The 18,447-nt window shown below is 37.2% G+C and carries 15 protein-coding genes; 7 read left to right on the top strand and 8 right to left on the bottom strand.

From position 1 onward, the window contains the following. Window positions 1–756: 756 nt before the first annotated feature. Entirely contained in the window at window positions 757–3,393 is a 2,637-nt protein-coding gene (locus tag JZO69_RS12910) for a YfhO family protein (RefSeq protein WP_207113277.1), read from the bottom strand. A gap of 201 nt (window positions 3,394–3,594) precedes the next feature. On the opposite strand from JZO69_RS12910, the gene JZO69_RS12905 reads away from it, so the two are divergent. Continuing rightward, window positions 3,595–4,605 (top strand): linear amide C-N hydrolase, encoded by a 1,011-nt coding sequence (locus tag JZO69_RS12905; RefSeq protein ID WP_207113276.1) that lies wholly within the window; start codon window positions 3,595–3,597, stop codon window positions 4,603–4,605. A 50-nt stretch (window positions 4,606–4,655) separates the two neighbouring features. Here JZO69_RS12905 and hisJ read toward each other — a convergent pair whose 3' ends face one another. After that, window positions 4,656–5,483, bottom strand: a complete 828-nt coding sequence (hisJ, locus tag JZO69_RS12900) for a histidinol-phosphatase HisJ (protein ID WP_207113275.1) — start codon at window positions 5,481–5,483, stop codon at window positions 4,656–4,658. 334 nt (window positions 5,484–5,817) lie between these two features. Here hisJ and JZO69_RS16765 point away from each other — a divergent pair, with 334 nt between their 5' ends. Beyond that, the gene (locus JZO69_RS16765; protein ID WP_277989632.1) at window positions 5,818–5,940 is read left to right on the top strand and encodes a hypothetical protein; all 123 of its coding nucleotides are present in this window, start codon (window positions 5,818–5,820) and stop codon (window positions 5,938–5,940) included. A gap of 191 nt (window positions 5,941–6,131) precedes the next feature. Here the strand turns inward: JZO69_RS16765 and JZO69_RS12890 are convergent, their stop codons facing one another. From JZO69_RS12890 to JZO69_RS12865, 6 genes are all read right to left on the bottom strand, one after another. After that, the gene (locus JZO69_RS12890; RefSeq protein ID WP_207113274.1) at window positions 6,132–7,379 is read right to left on the bottom strand and encodes a glutamate-5-semialdehyde dehydrogenase; all 1,248 of its coding nucleotides are present in this window, start codon (window positions 7,377–7,379) and stop codon (window positions 6,132–6,134) included. A gap of 22 nt (window positions 7,380–7,401) precedes the next feature. Next, the gene (gene proB, locus JZO69_RS12885; RefSeq protein ID WP_207113273.1) at window positions 7,402–8,196 is read right to left on the bottom strand and encodes a glutamate 5-kinase; all 795 of its coding nucleotides are present in this window, start codon (window positions 8,194–8,196) and stop codon (window positions 7,402–7,404) included. 142 nt (window positions 8,197–8,338) lie between these two features. Beyond that, a complete protein-coding gene (locus tag JZO69_RS12880) occupies window positions 8,339–9,583 on the bottom strand; it encodes a DUF1015 domain-containing protein (RefSeq protein WP_207113272.1) in 1,245 nt (414 codons plus the stop codon). Next, window positions 9,583–10,770, bottom strand: a complete 1,188-nt coding sequence (locus JZO69_RS12875) for a phosphoglycerate dehydrogenase (protein ID WP_207113271.1) — start codon at window positions 10,768–10,770, stop codon at window positions 9,583–9,585. Before JZO69_RS12875 ends, JZO69_RS12880 begins: the two co-directional genes overlap by 1 nt. Beyond that, on the bottom strand, window positions 10,771–11,862 hold the full coding sequence (gene serC / locus JZO69_RS12870; RefSeq protein WP_207113270.1) for a 3-phosphoserine/phosphohydroxythreonine transaminase: 1,092 nt from the start codon (window positions 11,860–11,862) through the stop codon (window positions 10,771–10,773). It lies immediately after the preceding gene. 254 nt (window positions 11,863–12,116) lie between these two features. Continuing rightward, a complete protein-coding gene (locus tag JZO69_RS12865) occupies window positions 12,117–12,812 on the bottom strand; it encodes an SIS domain-containing protein (protein ID WP_207113269.1) in 696 nt (231 codons plus the stop codon). Window positions 12,813–12,854: 42 nt separating this feature from the next. Between JZO69_RS12865 and JZO69_RS12860 the strand changes: the two genes are divergently transcribed. From JZO69_RS12860 to radA, 5 genes are all read left to right on the top strand, one after another. Then, on the top strand, window positions 12,855–13,472 hold the full coding sequence (locus tag JZO69_RS12860; protein WP_207113268.1) for an AAA family ATPase: 618 nt from the start codon (window positions 12,855–12,857) through the stop codon (window positions 13,470–13,472). 13 nt (window positions 13,473–13,485) lie between these two features. Next, on the top strand, window positions 13,486–14,802 hold the full coding sequence (locus tag JZO69_RS12855) for a PTS sugar transporter subunit IIC (protein ID WP_207113267.1): 1,317 nt from the start codon (window positions 13,486–13,488) through the stop codon (window positions 14,800–14,802). Between the two features lie 151 nt (window positions 14,803–14,953). Continuing rightward, window positions 14,954–16,321 carry a hypothetical protein gene (locus JZO69_RS12850; RefSeq protein WP_207113266.1) on the top strand — a complete coding sequence of 456 codons (1,368 nt, stop codon included), beginning with the start codon at window positions 14,954–14,956 and terminating at the stop codon, window positions 16,319–16,321. 111 nt (window positions 16,322–16,432) lie between these two features. Beyond that, window positions 16,433–16,912, top strand: a complete 480-nt coding sequence (locus tag JZO69_RS12845; RefSeq protein ID WP_207113265.1) for a dCTP deaminase/dUTPase family protein — start codon at window positions 16,433–16,435, stop codon at window positions 16,910–16,912. A gap of 103 nt (window positions 16,913–17,015) precedes the next feature. After that, window positions 17,016–18,386: a DNA repair protein RadA gene (gene radA / locus JZO69_RS12840; RefSeq protein WP_025870418.1), complete on the top strand. Its 1,371-nt coding sequence runs from the start codon at window positions 17,016–17,018 to the stop codon at window positions 18,384–18,386. Window positions 18,387–18,447 lie beyond the last annotated feature (61 nt).

The following is an 18,447-nucleotide window of genomic DNA, read 5'->3' as shown; positions in this document are numbered from 1 at the left end:
AGAATTCTTATTGCGAACAGACGTTTCTTTATGTATATTCAAATATGTAGGATAGAAATAATTAGCATGAAGATAAATAATAGAATTGGCACTTTCTGGTACGGCTACCAACCTGCTCCTTTCAATAATAAGTAGAAGTAGAGTTTCTTTGCCTTGCCTGTTGTAGACGATTGCAGTCACATCTGTAACCGTCTTTTTTTGTTTTCTATCCTATAAATTTTGAGAAAAAGAAAAACAGGCACTTAGGCACTTCGTCATTGGCACCAACCAAAAGATGAAGCCTTAAAGGGAAAGCCATAACTCTCCATCTAAGTTGCCTGATTACTAGAACTGTAGCACTAGCTTCTTTATTTCACCTGATTTTTGTAAGAATTTCTAGACAGTTTTTGAAATTTTTCCGAAATCGGTGAAAGAATCTTGTTACAGGCTTATAATCAGATCAACGGTAGAGGCGGTAATCTCTATCGTTTTTTCTTTTTCTCATTTACTTTCAATCAAAAAAATCACTAAAAAAGGAGAAGTTACTAATGAAAAATTCCGCTGTATGTATCAAAGCTGTTCTTTATCAAGAAGTCATCAATCTGAGAGAGACCTTTAAACGGTTGGCTTCTTAGCAAGAACCACTGACAACAGCTGAAAAGCAATTAAACAGTGTCAGCTGGAACCAAGTAATAGCAAATATCTCAGAAGAAAAGAAGTCTGTATAACAAAAAAATAAAGGAGCTTCATAACAAAGCTCCTTCACAAAATATCAAATTAACGTTTTCTACGTTTACGTTTATTAGGTTTTACTAATGTCAGTTTTGGTTTGTTCGTGAATCGTACATAAACAACAAACCCACCAATACAAACAATAAACAGAATCACACCAAGTACAAAACCTTCTGGCATATAGACAAATTCAATCGTATGTTCACCTTGTGTTACAGGAACGCTAACAAAGGCTTTTTTAAAGGCTTTGACGGGTACTTTTTTCCCATCTACATAGGCTTTCCAACCTTTGTCATAAGGGATTGTTGTCAAGAGAACTTGATCTTTGTCAGCGGTCACGGTACCAATTGCTTTACGTCCTTTAGCCGTTAAATCAGCACCTTTATCTTGAATTGCCTGAACGGAACGTTCAAAGGCTTTTGTATCTAAGCCGACCACTTTGGGCTCCATAAAGCTGACTGCAGTTGTTCCATAGAAACTCACCGTAAATGTAACGCTAGTCGGTTTATCATAATAGCCGATATTATAATATTGCCCGGTGATATTGATTTGTGATTTTTGACTAGTTCCATTCACAGATATTGTTGCAGACGAACTTTCTAATTGCCCAAAATCCGTTGGGAACAGGCTAAGATAAGCTTGTGTATTTGCAGGTACATCGACTGTCCAAGTAATATCTTTTGCGACATTGTTTTGTAGTTCCCGATAGGTCACTGAATTCGCATTTTGTTCGATTTTTACATTCTTTTTATCAATGATTGTTGGTTGATAAAATGTGAAGTAATTTTCTTTTTGTCCAGACAGCGCATTGAATAATTTAGTTTGGCTACTTAAATTATCATTAGCTGGTTGTTTGACTTTGTAGATATCTGTATCTGCTAAAAAGCCTAACGGTAAGGCATTGCTATTTTCATATAGTGAAAATTTGTTCGCTTTATCTGTTGGGAAAAAGCCAAATTTTAATGGATCACTCTCAGAAATATTGTATTTGATTCCGACTAGAGAATCCATCAATAGCGTATTGTTTGGATAACGAATGTTTAATCCTGTTCCTCTAGAGCGGAAGCCTAATTCATTCAAATAAGAAGAAGAATGACGATTTCGAATCGAAGAAAACAGGCTGACTCCGCTATAGCCGTAGTTGATACTGTCATTAGAAGAAACTGGATTTAAGTTCTCTAAACGGTAAAAGGTATCATTGTCTTTTTTAGTCTTATCAACGAGTTTTTTGATCGATGGGTAAGGCTCAGAGTAAAGACTGCGGGAAGCATAGTTCCAGTCGTTTAAAATGCCTTTTAACATCGTATTTGTATTGATGAACGCTTCAGTCGAAACAAGTAGCAACAGAAGGATGATCAAATAATGCATCGGAATTTTTTTCAATTGATAAAAAACGATCCCCGCTAGGTACAGCAGTAAAAATAAAATCGTGATAATAAACGCTGATATCGGAATATAGTCATAGCTTGTTGCGCCTTTTGTCCCTTCAGCTAAAGCAAAGACTGCAATCAACATAATCGTGGAACCCGCTAACAAACCTAAATCATCTAGTTTAAATTTCTCAAACCCGTAACCTGCCAACAGAACAACTAAGAAAGAAAATAAGAAGCTGTAGCGGAACAAGAACATATTTGGCGCGTGCATACCGTGCCAAAATAGATTTAACGGGGTGATATAAAAACTAGCGATCAAAATAAGAAATAGACTACCGAATAAGAACTTGTTTTTCCGCGGAATTTCTCTTGTGACAAAATAAAAGACACAGAAAATCAAGGGAAGTAGCCCAACATAGATAAACGGGATCGAGCCATATTTTGTTGTATCATAGACACCGACCATATTTTTCATCACGATATCCCAAAAAGCGGTCGCTTCGGTTTTAAACTGAGTTACTTCAGATAAAGTTTCACCATTTGCCCGTAAATCAAGGACAGCTGGCAACACCAAGATCATCGAAGCGCCACCTGCTAAAAGGGAGGTGATCCCATAAGGTAGGATTCGCTTTTTGTAAATCTTCCAGTTTGTCAACATTCGGGCGATAAAGTATAGGAAAGAGAAAACACCAATCATAAAGCCCATATAGAAATTGGAAATAAATAATAGCAAGTAACTGACAAATAACAGTGTCGGTTTTCGTTCATCCATCAAGCGATGAATTCCTAGAATAACCAGTGGGAGGTAAGTAAAGGCATCTAGCCACATAATAATTTCTGAGTGAGCTGTAGCAAACGACATCAAAGCATAAGGAACACTAAGCATAACATGGCCCCATTTTGGTATCTTGTAAGTATTTCTAGCAAAGACCCAAAAAGCCAATCCAGCTGAACCGATTTTCAATAAAGTGATCAAGTATAGCGCATCAGGGATGTTCTGATTTTTAAAGAAAATGACGAGCGGTGTAAATAGTCCACCCAGATAATAAGAAATCAGCGAGAGATAGTTTAGCCCGAGGGAGGCATTCCAAGTATAGAAAATGCTTTGCTTTCCATGGAGCACATTATTAAAACTAGCATGAAAGTTGGAAAATTGTGAAAAAGAATCACTCGCCATCACACTACGGCTGCTGCCAGGATAAATGCCTAAACTTAAATAAACAATGACCATCACAAAAAAAGGAATGAAAAAACTAGCGGTCATATAAGGCCAGTTTTCTTTGATAAATGCTTGTATTTTTTTCTTCATAATCAACCTCACAACGTAATAAATAGAATATATATAGTTTAGCATATCCACTGAAAAATTGATTGTCAGAAAGAAAAAATTAAAGAAAATCGAAAGGTTTCGATAGGGATAAATTGGGAAAACTCTTTAATTGGTTGTTTCTACAATAACATGTGTATAATAGATAATATAAAACAAGATTAAGGAAAGTAAGGGATCATCATGTGTACAGGTATTCATTTGACATCACTAGAAGGAAACAATTATTTAGGAAGAACGCAAGAATATAATATCGATTTTGATTATGTAGGTGTTCAAATTCCTGCGAAAATGGAAATCACAGAGAGTATTGAAAAGTGGCAGACTGTTTATTCCGTATTAGGTATAGGAGTAAAAGAAGGGAAAAATACAGCTGGTCAAAGTGTGATAGATGGTGTTAACCAATTTGAGCTTGTTGGGATTACACAATATTTTGCAGAATTTAATCGATACTCAACGGTACAAGAAATTAAGCAAGCTGGTAAGTTTCCACTAGTAGCTGAGCAGTTTGTTTTTTGGGTGCTTGCTAATTGTAAGGATACACAAGAAATTGAAGAAAAGATTTCTTGTGTAGCGATAGCAGATCTTTCCACAAATGGTAAAGCACCTGGCTTGCCGCAACATTTTATGTTCACCGATGCTACTGGTAGAACGATTGTTGTTGAACCTTCGCAAAAATTAGGCTTTGATGTTTACGAAAATCCAATTGGTGTGATGACTAACAGTCCTAAGTTTGACTGGCATATGACAAATTTGGAGAATTATACAGGGTTATCTGATGTAAATGCTAAAGATACGTCGTTTCAAGAAAAGAATGTTCTTTCAGCTGGAAAAGGTTCTGGATTACATGGTCTTCCTGGAGACTATACAGCAACATCACGCTTTGTTCGAGCATCGTATTTATTGAAATTTAGTGATCCTGTTGGGGATAAAGAGATTATCAACAAAGGTTTTCACATTTTATCCACATCTGATATTGTCAAAGGTGTAATCAAATTAAATGAACCAGAAGGTCAAGATCGGCAATATACACAATATACTTCGATTTATGATTTAAATCAGAGACAGATGTATGTGAAGATGTATGAGAATTTTACGATTCAAATTATTCGTTTTGATGAAGCTGCAGGAAATGCCGATCAAATCACGATGTATGAGCTAGTGAAAACGCCACAATATAAGGTTTTAAATTAAAAAAAGCCTAAGATTCGCGAGTAGAAATCTCTGCGAATCTTAGGCTTTTTCTAAATCCATTGCCTGATTTTCTCATATCCTTGCCCAACATCAGCTAATGAATGAGTATCCGATCCATAAACCAAAGGAATCCCCATTTTGTTAGCTTTTTCAGTTATCCACACCTGTGGATAACTCTGTTGATAACCTTGTTTATAAAATCCAGCTGTGTTCAAATCTAAGCTGTATTTTTCCTGTTGCACGCCAGTTAAAAGGGTGTGGACAAGTGCTTTGTTTTCATCAGAATAAGTTATCTTCTCATCAAAAGAACGTTCGAATTTTTGGCACAAAGAGATATGTCCTAAGCGAGTCGGTTTAAAAGGACCTAAATCGGCGTTTAAAGAGGCTAAAACCTTTTGATAGTAACTATTCTGAGCCTTTTCAAAGCTGCCTAAATAATCAACGACACCTGTTTTATATTCTTCATAAGAGTAGTCAATCCCACGCAATCCGCCTTCTCCTTCAAGAAAGTGCACAGATAACACGCCATCGTCTGTTTGGGACCCGTATTCAGATAAGAAATCACGCGTCCAACTTTCAAATTCCGAAAAATAATCCAATTCAAAGCCAATGTGGATAATTATGTCAGCAGCGTATTTTTTCCGCAAGGCACTCATTTTTTTAAAATAGTTATCCACATCATTCAAAGCCATTGATGCGGTTGTCCACACTTTGGGCTCTCCAGCGGCTATTTTTTCTATGCCTGTGGGTAACGGTGCATGCTCTGTGATGCTGTATTCTTTAAATCCAAGGCTGATTGCACGCTGAATCAGTAACTCTGTGTCCTCGACTTTTCCATGTGGACAAAATTCTGTATGGGTGTGGCCATCGCGTTTCATGAGAAAACCTCCTTTGAATTGTGTATAACTTTATATTTATAAATAGTTTATCAAAATGAATTCTAATTGTATATCTGGAGTGAATTTTATTGTTCATAAAATAAGTAGCAGAGTTAAAATAAGCACATGAAATGCCGCTTCTTTTTTGTATAATAAAAGAATGAGAAAACGTTGATTTATCAGGACTCTACAAAACATAGACTATATAATCTCTTTGTCTACAAAGACAAGGTAGTGTAATGAATCTTATTATTATAAATTATAATCAGAAAGGAGCTTGGATAGTGGAATTAAAGACACAGTTAAAAAAATAAAGATTTAGCAGAAAAATTGAATGTTTCAGATAAAACGATTTCTAAATGGAGGAAAAGAGTATCAAAATAGTGAGGAGTTACAAATTCCAGATCCCTATGAAGATATATGGGTTTTAGATGATCCTTTTGGTGAAGGAAGCTGAATTTTTCCGGAGGTCAAGCACCTGAAGGGAGAAATTATGCGTTAGTGCAGCACAAAGGACTCTATGTGCGCTGGATATCGTTTGTTTCTTGGGAGTCTATTCCAGGGATGTATAGAAATATAATGCATAAAGAATATGTAAAAATTCCTTAGAGGCATCTGACCCTAAGGAATTTTTTTATGTTTTATTAGTTATTTTCGATACTGTCCGTCGCCATAAACAATATATTTCGTAGAAGTAAGTTCCTCTAGGCCCATCGGACCGCGTGCATGAAGTTTTTGCGTACTGATTCCGATCTCAGCGCCAAAGCCAAAAACAAAACCATCCGTAAAACGTGTGGACGCATTAGCATAAACAGCCGCTGCATCAACTTGTTGTAAAAATTGTTGTGTAGCAAAGTAATTATCGCTAATGATACTTTCCGAATGTTTCGTATTGTAACGATTGATGTGCTGAATGGCTTCATCTAAGGAGTCCACGACTTTTACCGCTAAAATATAGTCATTAAATTCAGTTGCCCAATCTTCCTCGGTTGCTGGAATTGCTTGTTCAAAAATGGCTAATGCTCGTTCATCTGCACGCAATTCCACATTGTATTCGTTCAGCGCTTTTTCGATAACAGGTAGGAAATCTGCTGCAACTTCTTGATGGATCAATAATGTTTCTGCTGAATTACAAACAGAAGGACGTTGGCATTTGGCATTGACGATGATAGTTGTTGCCATCTCTAATTGTGCGTCTTTATCAATATATATGTGGCAATTGCCAGTTCCTGTTTCGATTACTGGAACGGTTGCAGTTGTTAACACTGTTTTAATCAAGTTAGCGCCGCCGCGAGGGATCAAAACATCTAGATAATCATTTAATTTCATCAATTGTTGAGCAGTTTCTCTAGAAGTATCATTCACGAATTGGATTGCAAAAGGAGATGCACCTTTTTGTTCTAATGCTTGTTGTAAAACAGTTACTAAGATTTGATTTGAATGAAAAGCTTCTTTGCCACCGCGTAAAATCACAGCGTTACCCGTTTTAAAACAAAGACTTGCCGCATCTGTCGTCACATTGGGACGTGATTCATAGATGATACCAATCACGCCTAGTGGCACACGTTGTTTGCCGATCATCAAACCATCTTCATTTTTCCACATCTTATCGACTTCACCGATTGGATCAGGTAAAGTTGCAACTTGGCGGATTCCGTCAGCCATTTCTTTAATACGTTCGTCTGTTAAACGTAAGCGATCCAGCATGGTGTCAGTAATGCCATTTTCGTTGGCTGCGGCTAAATCTTTTTGATTTTCAGTCAAGATTTTAGTTGTATTTTTTTCTAGTTCATCCGCCATGTGCAGTAACAAATCATTTTTTGTTTTTGTATCCATCAAACCTAGTTGATAGGCGGTTTCTTTAGCTTGTTTGCCAAGTTTTGTTAAATCGGTCATGAAGCGTTCCTCCTTTTTTGAATTAAATAAATAATGTCCCGATCATCTCACCGTCTAAAATATCAAAAATAATCTTTGGTTGCTGACCATTAGCTAAAACCATCGCACCATTATGTTCTAAAACCCGTTCTGCGGCTTTTAATTTACTGTACATTCCGCCCGTTCCAAAGCGACTGCCTTTACCTCCTGCTACTTGTAAAAGCTCGTCGTTGATTTCATTGATTTCAGAGAACAGGGTGGCGTCTTTATTGATATTCGGATTGTCAGAGAAAAAACCATCAATATCAGAAAGCATGATCAGCGCATCTGCTTGAATCAATTGGGCTACAATCGCCGATAGTTGGTCATTATCACCAAATTTTGTCAGATGGTCCAATTCGTCAATAGCCACGGTATCATTTTCATTAATGACAGGAATGATCCCCATTTGCAGGAGTTGTTCTATTGTGTTGGTTACATTTTTACGGCTCTCAGGGTATTCGATCACATCTCTGGTCAATAAAAGCTGAGCAATTTGCTGATTGTAAGTCAAAAAGCGTTGGTTATAAATATTCATCAATTCGGCTTGTCCGACTGCTGCAACTGCTTGTTGTTCTGGAATGGTTGGGGGTCGTTTGTCCATGTTTAATTTATTTAAACCTACACCAATCGCGCCAGATGAAACTAAGATGATCTCTTTGTCTTGGTTACGCAAATCGGATAAGGTAAATGCCAATTGATCGATGGCGCTTAAATTGATATTTCCATTGGGGTAAATCAAGGTACTTGTCCCAACTTTGATGACGATTCGTTTTGCTGCTTTTAATTGTTTTCGCATGGTTGACCTCACTTATTTCCTAACTTTTCCAGTTTATTTTAGATAAGGCTATTATCTAGTCTTTTCCGTTTATTTGCAAGAAAGCTTGGACAAAAATTTGGCTTTTGTCCAAGCTTAGATTTTATTCTTCTATTTTACAGTTTTATGCGTCTTTTGTCTCTAAATCATGAACAAATAATCCACTTAACAATTTAGGTTCAAACCAAGTTGATTTTGGCGGCATGATTTTGCCTGCGTCTGCAACATTTAATAAATCATCCATCGTTGTTGGATAAACAGCGAAAGCTACTGTCCACTTGCTGCTATCAACTAATTGTTCTAATTCCTGCATGCCTCTAATTCCGCCAACAAAATCGATCCGTTTATCTGTGCGAACATCTTGAATGTCAAAAATAGCTGCAAATACATGATTTTGCAGTAATGAAACATCTAAGCCATCAACTGGATCATCAGATAAGATCGTATCTTTCGCAGTCAGATGAAACCACTGACCGTCCAAATACATGCCGAAAGTTTTTGCTTGAGTTGGTTTTCCAGTGTCTGTTTTTATGACTGTGAAATTCTTTTCCAAACGTTCAAAGAAATCTGTTTCGATTGGTACATTCAAGACCCGATTATAATCTAAAATTTCCAGTTCTTCTTTTGGAAAAATCACGGATAAGAAGTAGTTGAATTCAGCTGTGTCAGCTGCATTAGGTCGAGCTGCTTTTTTCTTTTGTCCAACTTTTACCGCTGATTCTGTTCGGTGATGACCGTCTGCGATATATAAAGCGGGCACATCTTGAGCAAAAGTCGCAACTAGCTGTTTGATTACTTCTGGTTGATCAACAAGCCAAACACGGTGAGTAACTTCATGAAAACTAGTGAAATCGTAGACTGGTTCATGTGATTTTTTCCAATTATCCATCAACGTTTGAATCTGTTCATTTTTACGGTACGTTAGGAAAATCGGGCTAGTATTCGCATCACATGCTTCAATATGATGGATACGATCGACTTCTTTTTCTGGTCGGGTAAATTCATGTTTTTTGATTTTACCTGCTGTGTAATCAGTGATCGATGTACAAGTCACAAGACCTGTTTGAGCGCGTCCATTCATAGTTAGTTCATAAAGATATAACAGCGGTTGGTCATCTTGAATCAGCCATTGTTTTTGTAAGAAGCTTTGTAAATTATTCGCAGCTTTTTCGTACACTTGATCATCGTAAGGCGAAAGTGTCTCAGGTAAATCAATTTCAGCTTTATCAATATGCAGGTAGGAATGAGGATTATTTTCGCCTAGTTCACGTGCTTCTGCAGAATTTAAAACATCATAAGGCAATGTGGCGATCTTTTCGCTAAACTCAGCTGCTGGTCGAATGCTTTTAAAAGGATGAATCATAACCATTAATAACTCACCGCCTCTGTATTTTTAATTGTGCGTACTCGAATGATGTTTTCTGCCGCTTGAATTTTTTTAGCTGCGGCATTGATTTTGGCTTCGTCCGTTTCAGAAATATCAACGATCGTATAGGCGTAATCGTCACGACTGCGGTTGATCATTGTCTCGATATTGATATCCAAGTTTGCAATACCAGTTGAGATTTGGCCTAACATATTTGGAACGTTTCTGTGTACAATTGTGAAACGGAATGGTGAATTGAAGGCCATTTCAACTGTTGGAAAATTGACAGAGCGTTTGATATTGCCTGTTTCTAGGAATTTTTTTAGTGTACGAGCAGCCATTTTTGCACAATTGATTTCAGCTTCTTCTGTTGATGCACCTAAATGAGGGAGCACTAAGATTTTTTCGTTGTGCAATAAACGTTCATCGGCAAAATCTGTTACAAAATTACTGATTTCTCCTTGAGCCAGAGCGTCTATTACGGCTTGTGTTTCAACTAATTCACCACGAGCAAAGTTAAGCAAAACAGCATTCTCTTTCATTAATGCCAGTTGTTCTTTGCCAATCAAATGATGGGTATTTTCAGATAAAGGAACGTGAACAGTGACGAAATCGCAGGTTTTTAAGACTTCTTCCATACTTTGCGCTCGTTTGACCCGACGTGAGATACTCCAAGCCGTATCGACTGAGACAAAAGGATCAAAGCCTGTAACTTCCATACCTAAACGATAGGCATCATTGGCAACCATCGCACCGATCGCTCCAAGACCGATCACACCTAATTTTTTTCCTTCTAATTCTGTGCCGGCAAACTGTTTTTTCTGTGCTTCAGCTTGTTCTTCAGCGTCAGTGCCTGTTAATGTTTGAACCCAGTTAGAGCCTTTTAAGATTGGGCGAACAGATAGAAGTAGGCAAGCGATTACTAGCTCTTTTACAGCATTCGCATTGGCACCTGGTGTATTAAACACAACGATGCCGTCTTCCGTACATTGTTTAACAGGAACATTATTCGTACCAGCACCCGCACGAGCAACGGCTAAAACAGAAGCAGGAAAAGCATAGTCATGGAGTTTTTCACTGCGTAAAATGATGCCGGCTGGTGTTTCCGTTTTATTGATCGTAAAATTTTCTTCGTTAAAACGAGCTAAACCAACTGGTGCAATTGCATTGAATGTTTTAATATCATACATCTATTTTGTTCCTCCATTTTCTGCTTCGAATTTTTTCATCAAATCAACTAAAGCTGCAACACCAGCTTTTGGAAAGGCATTGTATAAACTTGCACGCATACCGCCTACAGAACGGTGACCTTTTAAATTTTCAAAACCTGCTGCTAGGGCTTCTTGGTTGAATTTTTTATCTAATTCATCATTTCCAGTAATAAAAGGAATATTGTTGATTGAACGGTCTTTTGGATTAACAGGTGAAGAAAATAGGTCAGATGAGTCGATCTCATCATATAAAATAGCTGCTTTTTCTTTATTTTGTTTTTCCATTTGACTAACGCCGCCTTGTTCTTTGATCCATTCAAAGACAAGTTTAGCCATGTAAATGCTGTAGGTCGGCGGTGTGTTGTACATTGAGCCGTTTTTCGCGTGGATATCATAATCCAGCATAGCGCTAAGAACATCTGCTTGACCGATTAGATCATCACGAACGATGACAACCGTCAATCCTGCAGGGCCAATGTTTTTTTGTGCTCCAGCATAAATCAAGCCAAAATCAGCGACATTATAATCGATCGATAGAATATTTGACGACATATCAGCTACAATCGGTACGTCACCTGTATCAGGTAAATCATAAATCGTTGTACCTTCTATCGTATTATTGGTCGTAATGTGGACATAGGCTGCATCTTGAGGAATATCTTCTTTATTGATTTCGGGAATATAGGTGAAATTCTTGTCTTCGCTTGAAGCAATCACTTCAACATCGATATTACCTAGTTTTTTCGCTTCACTAATTGCTTTTTTCGCCCAAGAACCAGTGTTGACATATAACGCTTTTTTATTCTGTGCTAAATTCAACGGAACCATCGTAAATTGCATACTAGCACCGCCTTGTAAAAAGAGCACTTTATAGTTATCAGGAATATTCATCAATTCTCTGAGTAAGGTTTCGGCATTTTCAATGATCGTTTCAAAAAGGGAGGAACGATGACTCAACTCCATCACGGACATGCCGCTGTTCTCGTAATTCACCAATTCGGATTGTGCTTTTTCCAATACACTTTTAGGTAAAACGGCGGGACCAGCTGAAAAATTGTAAACAGTTTTCATACATCTATCTCTCCTTCGATATGATCATTCATCTACTATTGTATAGTAAATGTGAAAACCATTATAACAGAAAGCTTAAATTAAAAAAAGATTAAAAGTAAATTTCGTAAAATTTTTCACAGAGATTTTCATTTTGAGTTAAACAAACATGTTTATAAATCGATAAACATGTTCACATTTGACTGAAAGCGCTTTTTCTCGGCGTTTTTTTCTACTATAATACGTCATGAAGAGACATCGGCCGAATCGTTCTTCTAGTGTAAATTTTGAAGTGTATAACTCATTAGTAATTCAAATTGAATTAGAACCGTACCAAAAAATAGTTGGGGATAAAAATCTTGATGGGAGCTTGGAGAGTAGGTATTTGTACTGATAGAAAGCGTAGAAAGTTTGCTAATAGCAGACTGATCACTGCCGACAAAGCAGATGCTTTCTAACTCATTCGTTTGAGCGATTTCTGCGAGTTCAAACATCCTACCAGTATTACCGGAATTACTGATGAAAATCAGTAATACATCATCCTTATGACTTTCTCTTAAAAATTCTAAGTGACTATTAGAAGTAGCTCTAAATCCGTAAAGATTCAGGTATTCAGAAAAGTAATTCGCTAAATTTTGTGAAAAACCAGAACCTAAAATCATGATGTTTTTACCCTGATATTTTTTCAAAAGTGTCAAAAAATGATCGCCATATGCTTTAATCACATCATGTTTTTCCAGACGTTCTTGGCTGAGATTGAATTCACTAATGTAAAAAACAAGTTCACTGTACCCTGTAAAATTCATTTTTTTCGCCATATTGATGATCGTTGCAGTTGAAACAAAGCTTTGTTTAGCAATTTCTCGGATACCCAAATTTTTTAATTCCAGACGATGGTCGGTCATATACCGTAAAATTTGGATTTCGGTTTTATTCAATTGGTATTTTTCAGCAAGACTATCAATGTTCACTTGAATCACCCTTAAAATCAATTTAGTTAGGAGTATTATAACATGACAGAACAAGAATATATCAATGATCCCTGGGCAAGAGTTAAAACTAGAAATAATTTAAATGGCGATGAGGTTGTTTCTGCTTTGCAAAAGTCTATTCGTCGTGGAAATGAACGTGCAGCGTGTGATTTTGCTTATGAAATGTATATCACGTCTCCGCAGTTTGAAGAAAAATTATGGCGCAGATTACTAGCAATTTCGGTAGAAGATATTGGGATGGGCAATGATCAAGCTGCGATAATGGTCAATAATTTAAATCAAATGCGTAAAGAGTTTCAATACAATGAATCTGATCGCGCGATGTTCTTTTTCCATGCGATCCGCTATTTATGCAATTCTGAAAAAGACCGTTCTTCCGATTTATTAAAAAATATCGTGATCAAAAGTTTTGCGATGGGACATGTGCCGGAAATTCCAGATATCGCTTTGGATAAGCATACAACGCGCGGTAAAGAGATGGGCCGTGACTCAAAACATTTCTTGAATGAAGCTAGTCTCGTTATTCCGCAAGCTGAAGTAACCAATAACTACAAAGAAGAATATGCAAAAATCATTGACCGTTATGACCCGAATGAAGTCGTTGAATCGGCTTTTGAATTTAATTCTTGGCAAGTTTAAGGAGGAGCTTCTGATGAATAACTCTGCAAGTGATAAAGGATCTGTTGTAAATCGATTAAATGATATTTTAAGCCCGTTTGCAAATAAAATTGGCAATCAGCGGCATCTTAAGGCGGTTTCTACTGGAATGATGTTTGGATTACCGTTTATTGTGATTGGTTCTTTTTTCTTGATATTTGCCAATCCGCCCATCAATATAGATCAGTATGATCCAGCTCATGCTGGGATGTTTATGAAATTTTTGGCTGCGTGGAAAGAATTTGCTGTTGCTAATTATGATGTGATTACGGCGCCTTATAATTTGACGATGGGGATCATTGGTTTGATCAGCGTTTTTGGAATCGCTTATTCACTATCAAATGAGTATAAACTAAATGCTGCTATGAATGGTATGGTCAGTATGGTGACGTACTTATTGGTTTGTACACCAGTTAAGGATGGTACGATTTCTCTAGCATATTTAGGGACAAATGGGCTGTTTGTAGCAATTATTTTAGGACTGCTAGTTGTTGAAGTCAGCCGTTTCTTTGAAGTGAAAAACATTAAGATTTCACTGCCGGATACGGTACCGCCGATGGTCGTGACGTTCATTAATACATTAATTCCTTTGTTGACGAATATTGTTTTATTTTATGGATTAAACTTGGTGTTTCTAGGTTTGATCGATCAATCGTTTCCTGATGCAGTTATGTCAGTGCTAACGCCGGCTGTGAATATTGCTGGGAGTTTAGGTGGCTTGTTATTGATCGTGACACTAGGAAATGTTCTCTGGTTGTTTGGTATCAATGGTTCGTCGATCATTTTTCCAATTGTCTTTACATTAGGTGTAGCTCAAACAGGACTGAATGCAGAACAAGCTGCCGCAGGTGAAGCAATGACACATTTGATGAACTTGCAGATGTTTCGGATTTCTGTTTTAGGCGGCGCTGGAAATACGTTAGGTTTAGTTATTTTGATGATGTTTAGTAAAGTACCGCAATACCGAACGATCGGTAAACTATCTTTTGTACCAGGAATTTGTTCTATCAATGAGCCAGTTATTTTTGGGTTACCAATTGTGTTTAATCCTATTTTAGGGATTCCGTTTTTGATCATGCCGGTTATTTCACTGTTTTTAACCTACTTTGCGCAAAAAATAGGGATGATTTCACTAGGATTTATTGTTGATCCGTCTTTCACACCGTTTTTTGCTCAAGCATATTTGGCGACGATGGACTGGCGTAATATTGTTTTCTACATTTTCTTAGTGGTTTTGAGTATTTTTGTTTATTATCCATTCTTTAAAGTTTTTGAGAAAAATCAAACGAAATTAGTGGATGAAGTGCTGTAGGAATTTAAAGAAAAAGTTATTTTTTAATAAAAAAGGACGTCTATTGCATAATTTATGTTATAGGCGTTTTTTAGTTGGGTGGAGGATTTTACTTTTCTTGTGAACGTGGTAGACTACCTACATAACAAACCGTTTTAAAGGAGATCAAGTAATGTCTAAATTAAAAGAATTAGCTCGCAATTGCTTGCAAGTGGCACCTTTTATTCTATCGAATACAATTATTTTTATCCCTTATTTTTTATTTCTGAGTTTAAGTGATGGTGCGACTTTAGAGAGAGTCTTACCGTTCGTTCTTTTTTATACATTCCGAATGACTGGGATATTCTTGTTAAAAAGCTTCAAATTGGCGTTAACGAGTTTTAATGTGCTGATTATTTCCATTCTGATTGGAGGCGCAGGCTGTTTGATTGGGATGCTAGGACAATTTTACTTTCCAGCGTATCTATTTTCGGCTGTTTTAATAGGACTTAGCGCATCGTGGCTGCCAGCAGCTAATACCACCGTTAATTATCATGAGAAACGACAAGGTTATTCCGCTTTGACGGGTAGAAAATATCTGTTTATCCTATTGCTATTAGGCGGCGTAATCGCCTCATTGATGCTGACGAAGGAGTTGCGAATCCCTTTGGTTTTAGGAGAATATACCTTGTTGTATATAGCGGCCTATCATACCGTTACTCATTATCCTGACTACGAAATTGATTTTAATGAAGTCGACAAACAGGTGATATCGATCAAAGAGTTCTTTTTATTTTTGTTTTTCTTTGTATTGTTGTTATTTATTCGTTCGGCTCGACTGTTGTTTGATCCACAGCTTTTGGATGTTGGAATTATTGGCTTTTCTGTGTTATTTGTGATCACTGCTTGGTATTTGAATCGCCAAAGGAAAATGTGGAAGCTTCCTTTGTGGTTGAATTTGCTAACGTTTGCTAATGGGATGTGTATGAATTTTCTACTGCTTTTTGGCACATTTTATGTTTCGCTACGTTTAGGAATAGATCGTCTTACTGCGAATTTGTATGTTCCGTATATTTTAGGGATCATTGGATCAGCAGTTGTTATTAAATTTTTATATCGACTGTTGCCTAAAGTAGATGTTAGAATCATCCATCTTGGAGGATTTATCTTCTCGTTATTCTTGTTATTGTTTCGTCCGCTTTTTCCAATCGGGATTTTTCTATTAAGCTGTTTTATTAGTGCTACTGGTAATTTCCTGAATCAAAAGTATTATCAAGAAGAAAATTTGCCGCAAGATACTCGAATCATTACCAAGTTTAGTACCCAAACAAAAGGCAGTGTGACGCATCAGTTGTTAATGATGAGTGTTCTATGGTTGTTAGCCAAACAAGCACAGTTACCAGTTAAAACCGTATTGCAAATTACGGCGCATCGAACCCATAATCCAGTAGCTCTTCAATTGGTGGAGCATGTCCATGTAATTAGTATTATTGGATTGATGTTATTTTTTTCTTTTATTTTTTACGAAGTAGTAAAAAATGAACAAAGTGAGTCTAAATGATGTCGAAACATTAAAAAAACAGAAGAGAATATTAAAGATACTGTAAAAGTAAGCTGGGAATCAGCGTAGTATGTTAAAATAGAAATAGTTTACAAGTAGAGGAGATTTTTGATGAAACAACGAGGATTTGAAATTATTATGGATTATAAAGACCAAGGTATCGCGATTCCTGAACGTGCCACAAAAGGCGCTGCGGGTTACGACTTTGAAGCAGCAGAAACAGTTGTTGTTCCAAGTATTTGGCAATTACAAGCACAAGGTGTAGCGCCAAAACCTGTTTTGGTAAAAACAGGGATTAAAGCTTACATGGCTGAAAATGAGTATTTAGAATTAGTGAGTCGTTCATCAAACCCATTGAAACGCTTTTTAATGTTAGCAAATGGCGTAGGTGTGATCGATCGTGATTATTATAATAACGAAGGCAATGAAGGACATATCATGTTTCAATTTTTGAATTTTGGATATGAAGATATGGTCATCGAAAAAGGCGAACGAATCGGACAAGGTATCTTTAAACCGTTTCTTTTAGCAGATATTGATGATGTGGAAACTGAACGCACAGGCGGTTTTGGTTCTTCAGGCAAAAACTAAGATAAATTCATTGAAAAACTGCGTATTTTACAGTGGGAAGTCTTAGTCTAAGAGACCTATACTATGGTAAAATAAAGAATACATCAAAATGAGGGGATAGCATATGGCAAAAAAAGCAAAAGTTCAATTTGAGTGTCAAACGTGCGGGTATATTTCCCCTAAATATTTAGGTCGTTGTCCAAACTGTGGACAGTGGAATACAATGACCGAAGAAATCATTCAAGATACAACGGATCGTCGTGCAAGAGTTAGTTTAACGGGTAAAAAGACGCAGCCTCAGCGCTTAGCTGAAGTGGTTCCTAAGAAAGAACCGAGAGTCAAAACTAAATTAGTGGAGCTAAACCGTGTGTTAGGCGGCGGTGTGGTTCCAGGATCTTTAGTTTTAATCGGTGGAGATCCCGGAATAGGTAAATCAACGTTGCTATTACAGGTGTCACAACAACTTGCAGAAATCGGCGGCAAAGTACTATATGTTTCAGGAGAAGAAAGTGCGGAACAAATCAAAATGCGTGCTGAGCGTTTAAGTTCGATCGATACGGAATTTTATTTGTACGCTGAAACGGATATGAATGAAATAAGCCGTGCAATCGAAAAATTGGAGCCAGATTATGTAATCATTGATTCCATTCAAACGATGACCCAACCAGACGTAACTAGTGTAGCTGGAAGTGTCAGTCAAGTACGAGAGACGACAGCTGAACTGTTAAAAATCGCTAAAACCAATGGGATTGCGATTTTCATTGTAGGCCACGTGACAAAAGAAGGTTCGATCGCTGGACCTCGTATGCTCGAGCATATGGTGGATACTGTTTTGTATTTTGAAGGAGATAAGCATCATACATTCAGAATATTGAGAGCAGTAAAAAATCGTTTTGGATCTACCAATGAGATCGGTATTTTTGAAATGCGGGAACATGGACTAGAGGAAGTGGCGAATCCATCTCAGGTATTTTTAGAAGAGCGGTTAGCAGATGCTACAGGTTCAGCAATCGTTGTAGCTATGGAAGGAACACGTCCGATTTTAGTTGAGGTACAAGCTTTGATTACACCGACGATGTTTGGTAATGCAAAACGGACAACGACTGGACTGGATTTTAATCGAGTATCTTTAATCATGGCCGTTTTAGAGAAGCGTGCTGGATTGCTATTGCAAAATCAAGATGCTTATTTGAAAGCAGCTGGTGGTGTGAAAATCAATGAACCAGCTATCGACTTGGCGGTAGCAGTAAGCATTGCTTCTAGTTATAAGGAAAATGGAACAAAACCAACAGAATGCTTTATCGGTGAAATTGGTTTGACTGGTGAAATTCGCCGTGTAAATAGTATTGAACAGCGAGTACGGGAAGCACAGAAATTGGGCTTTACCAAGATTTACTTGCCTAAGAATAATCTAGGCGGCTGGACACCACCAGAGGGAATCGAGATCGTCGGTGTTGCCACAATTGGTGAAACGTTAAGAAAAGTTTTCAAGTAGTGGAAGTTAGAGATCGATACAAGATGTTAGGATCGATCTCTTCTTTCGATTTTTAAATAAG

The sequence above is a fragment of the Candidatus Enterococcus ikei genome (assembly GCF_017316105.1).
GTDB classification, from domain to species: Bacteria; Bacillota; Bacilli; order Lactobacillales; family Enterococcaceae; genus Enterococcus_L; species Enterococcus_L ikei.
The sequence above is the reverse complement of the archived record's forward strand: the minus strand, read 5'-3'. Positions and strand labels throughout refer to the sequence as shown.

What these genes read in the sequence shown, in the direction of transcription:
- JZO69_RS16765 (WP_277989632.1), top strand. Translation starts at nt 5,818, where the DNA reads ATGTTTCAGATAAAACGATTTCTAAATGGAGGAAAAGAGTATCAAAAT.
- serC (WP_207113270.1), bottom strand. Translation starts at nt 11,862, where the DNA reads ATGAAAACTGTTTACAATTTTTCAGCTGGTCCCGCCGTTTTACCTAAA.
- JZO69_RS12850 (WP_207113266.1), top strand. Translation starts at nt 14,954, where the DNA reads ATGTCTAAATTAAAAGAATTAGCTCGCAATTGCTTGCAAGTGGCACCT.
- JZO69_RS12910 (WP_207113277.1), bottom strand. Translation starts at nt 3,393, where the DNA reads ATGAAGAAAAAAATACAAGCATTTATCAAAGAAAACTGGCCTTATATG.
- hisJ (WP_207113275.1), bottom strand. Translation starts at nt 5,483, where the DNA reads ATGAAACGCGATGGCCACACCCATACAGAATTTTGTCCACATGGAAAA.
- JZO69_RS12845 (WP_207113265.1), top strand. Translation starts at nt 16,433, where the DNA reads ATGAAACAACGAGGATTTGAAATTATTATGGATTATAAAGACCAAGGT.
- JZO69_RS12905 (WP_207113276.1), top strand. Translation starts at nt 3,595, where the DNA reads ATGTGTACAGGTATTCATTTGACATCACTAGAAGGAAACAATTATTTA.
- JZO69_RS12860 (WP_207113268.1), top strand. Translation starts at nt 12,855, where the DNA reads ATGACAGAACAAGAATATATCAATGATCCCTGGGCAAGAGTTAAAACT.
- JZO69_RS12875 (WP_207113271.1), bottom strand. Translation starts at nt 10,770, where the DNA reads ATGTATGATATTAAAACATTCAATGCAATTGCACCAGTTGGTTTAGCT.
- radA (WP_025870418.1), top strand. Translation starts at nt 17,016, where the DNA reads ATGGCAAAAAAAGCAAAAGTTCAATTTGAGTGTCAAACGTGCGGGTAT.
- JZO69_RS12890 (WP_207113274.1), bottom strand. Translation starts at nt 7,379, where the DNA reads ATGACCGATTTAACAAAACTTGGCAAACAAGCTAAAGAAACCGCCTAT.
- JZO69_RS12855 (WP_207113267.1), top strand. Translation starts at nt 13,486, where the DNA reads ATGAATAACTCTGCAAGTGATAAAGGATCTGTTGTAAATCGATTAAAT.
- JZO69_RS12880 (WP_207113272.1), bottom strand. Translation starts at nt 9,583, where the DNA reads ATGGTTATGATTCATCCTTTTAAAAGCATTCGACCAGCAGCTGAGTTT.
- proB (WP_207113273.1), bottom strand. Translation starts at nt 8,196, where the DNA reads ATGCGAAAACAATTAAAAGCAGCAAAACGAATCGTCATCAAAGTTGGG.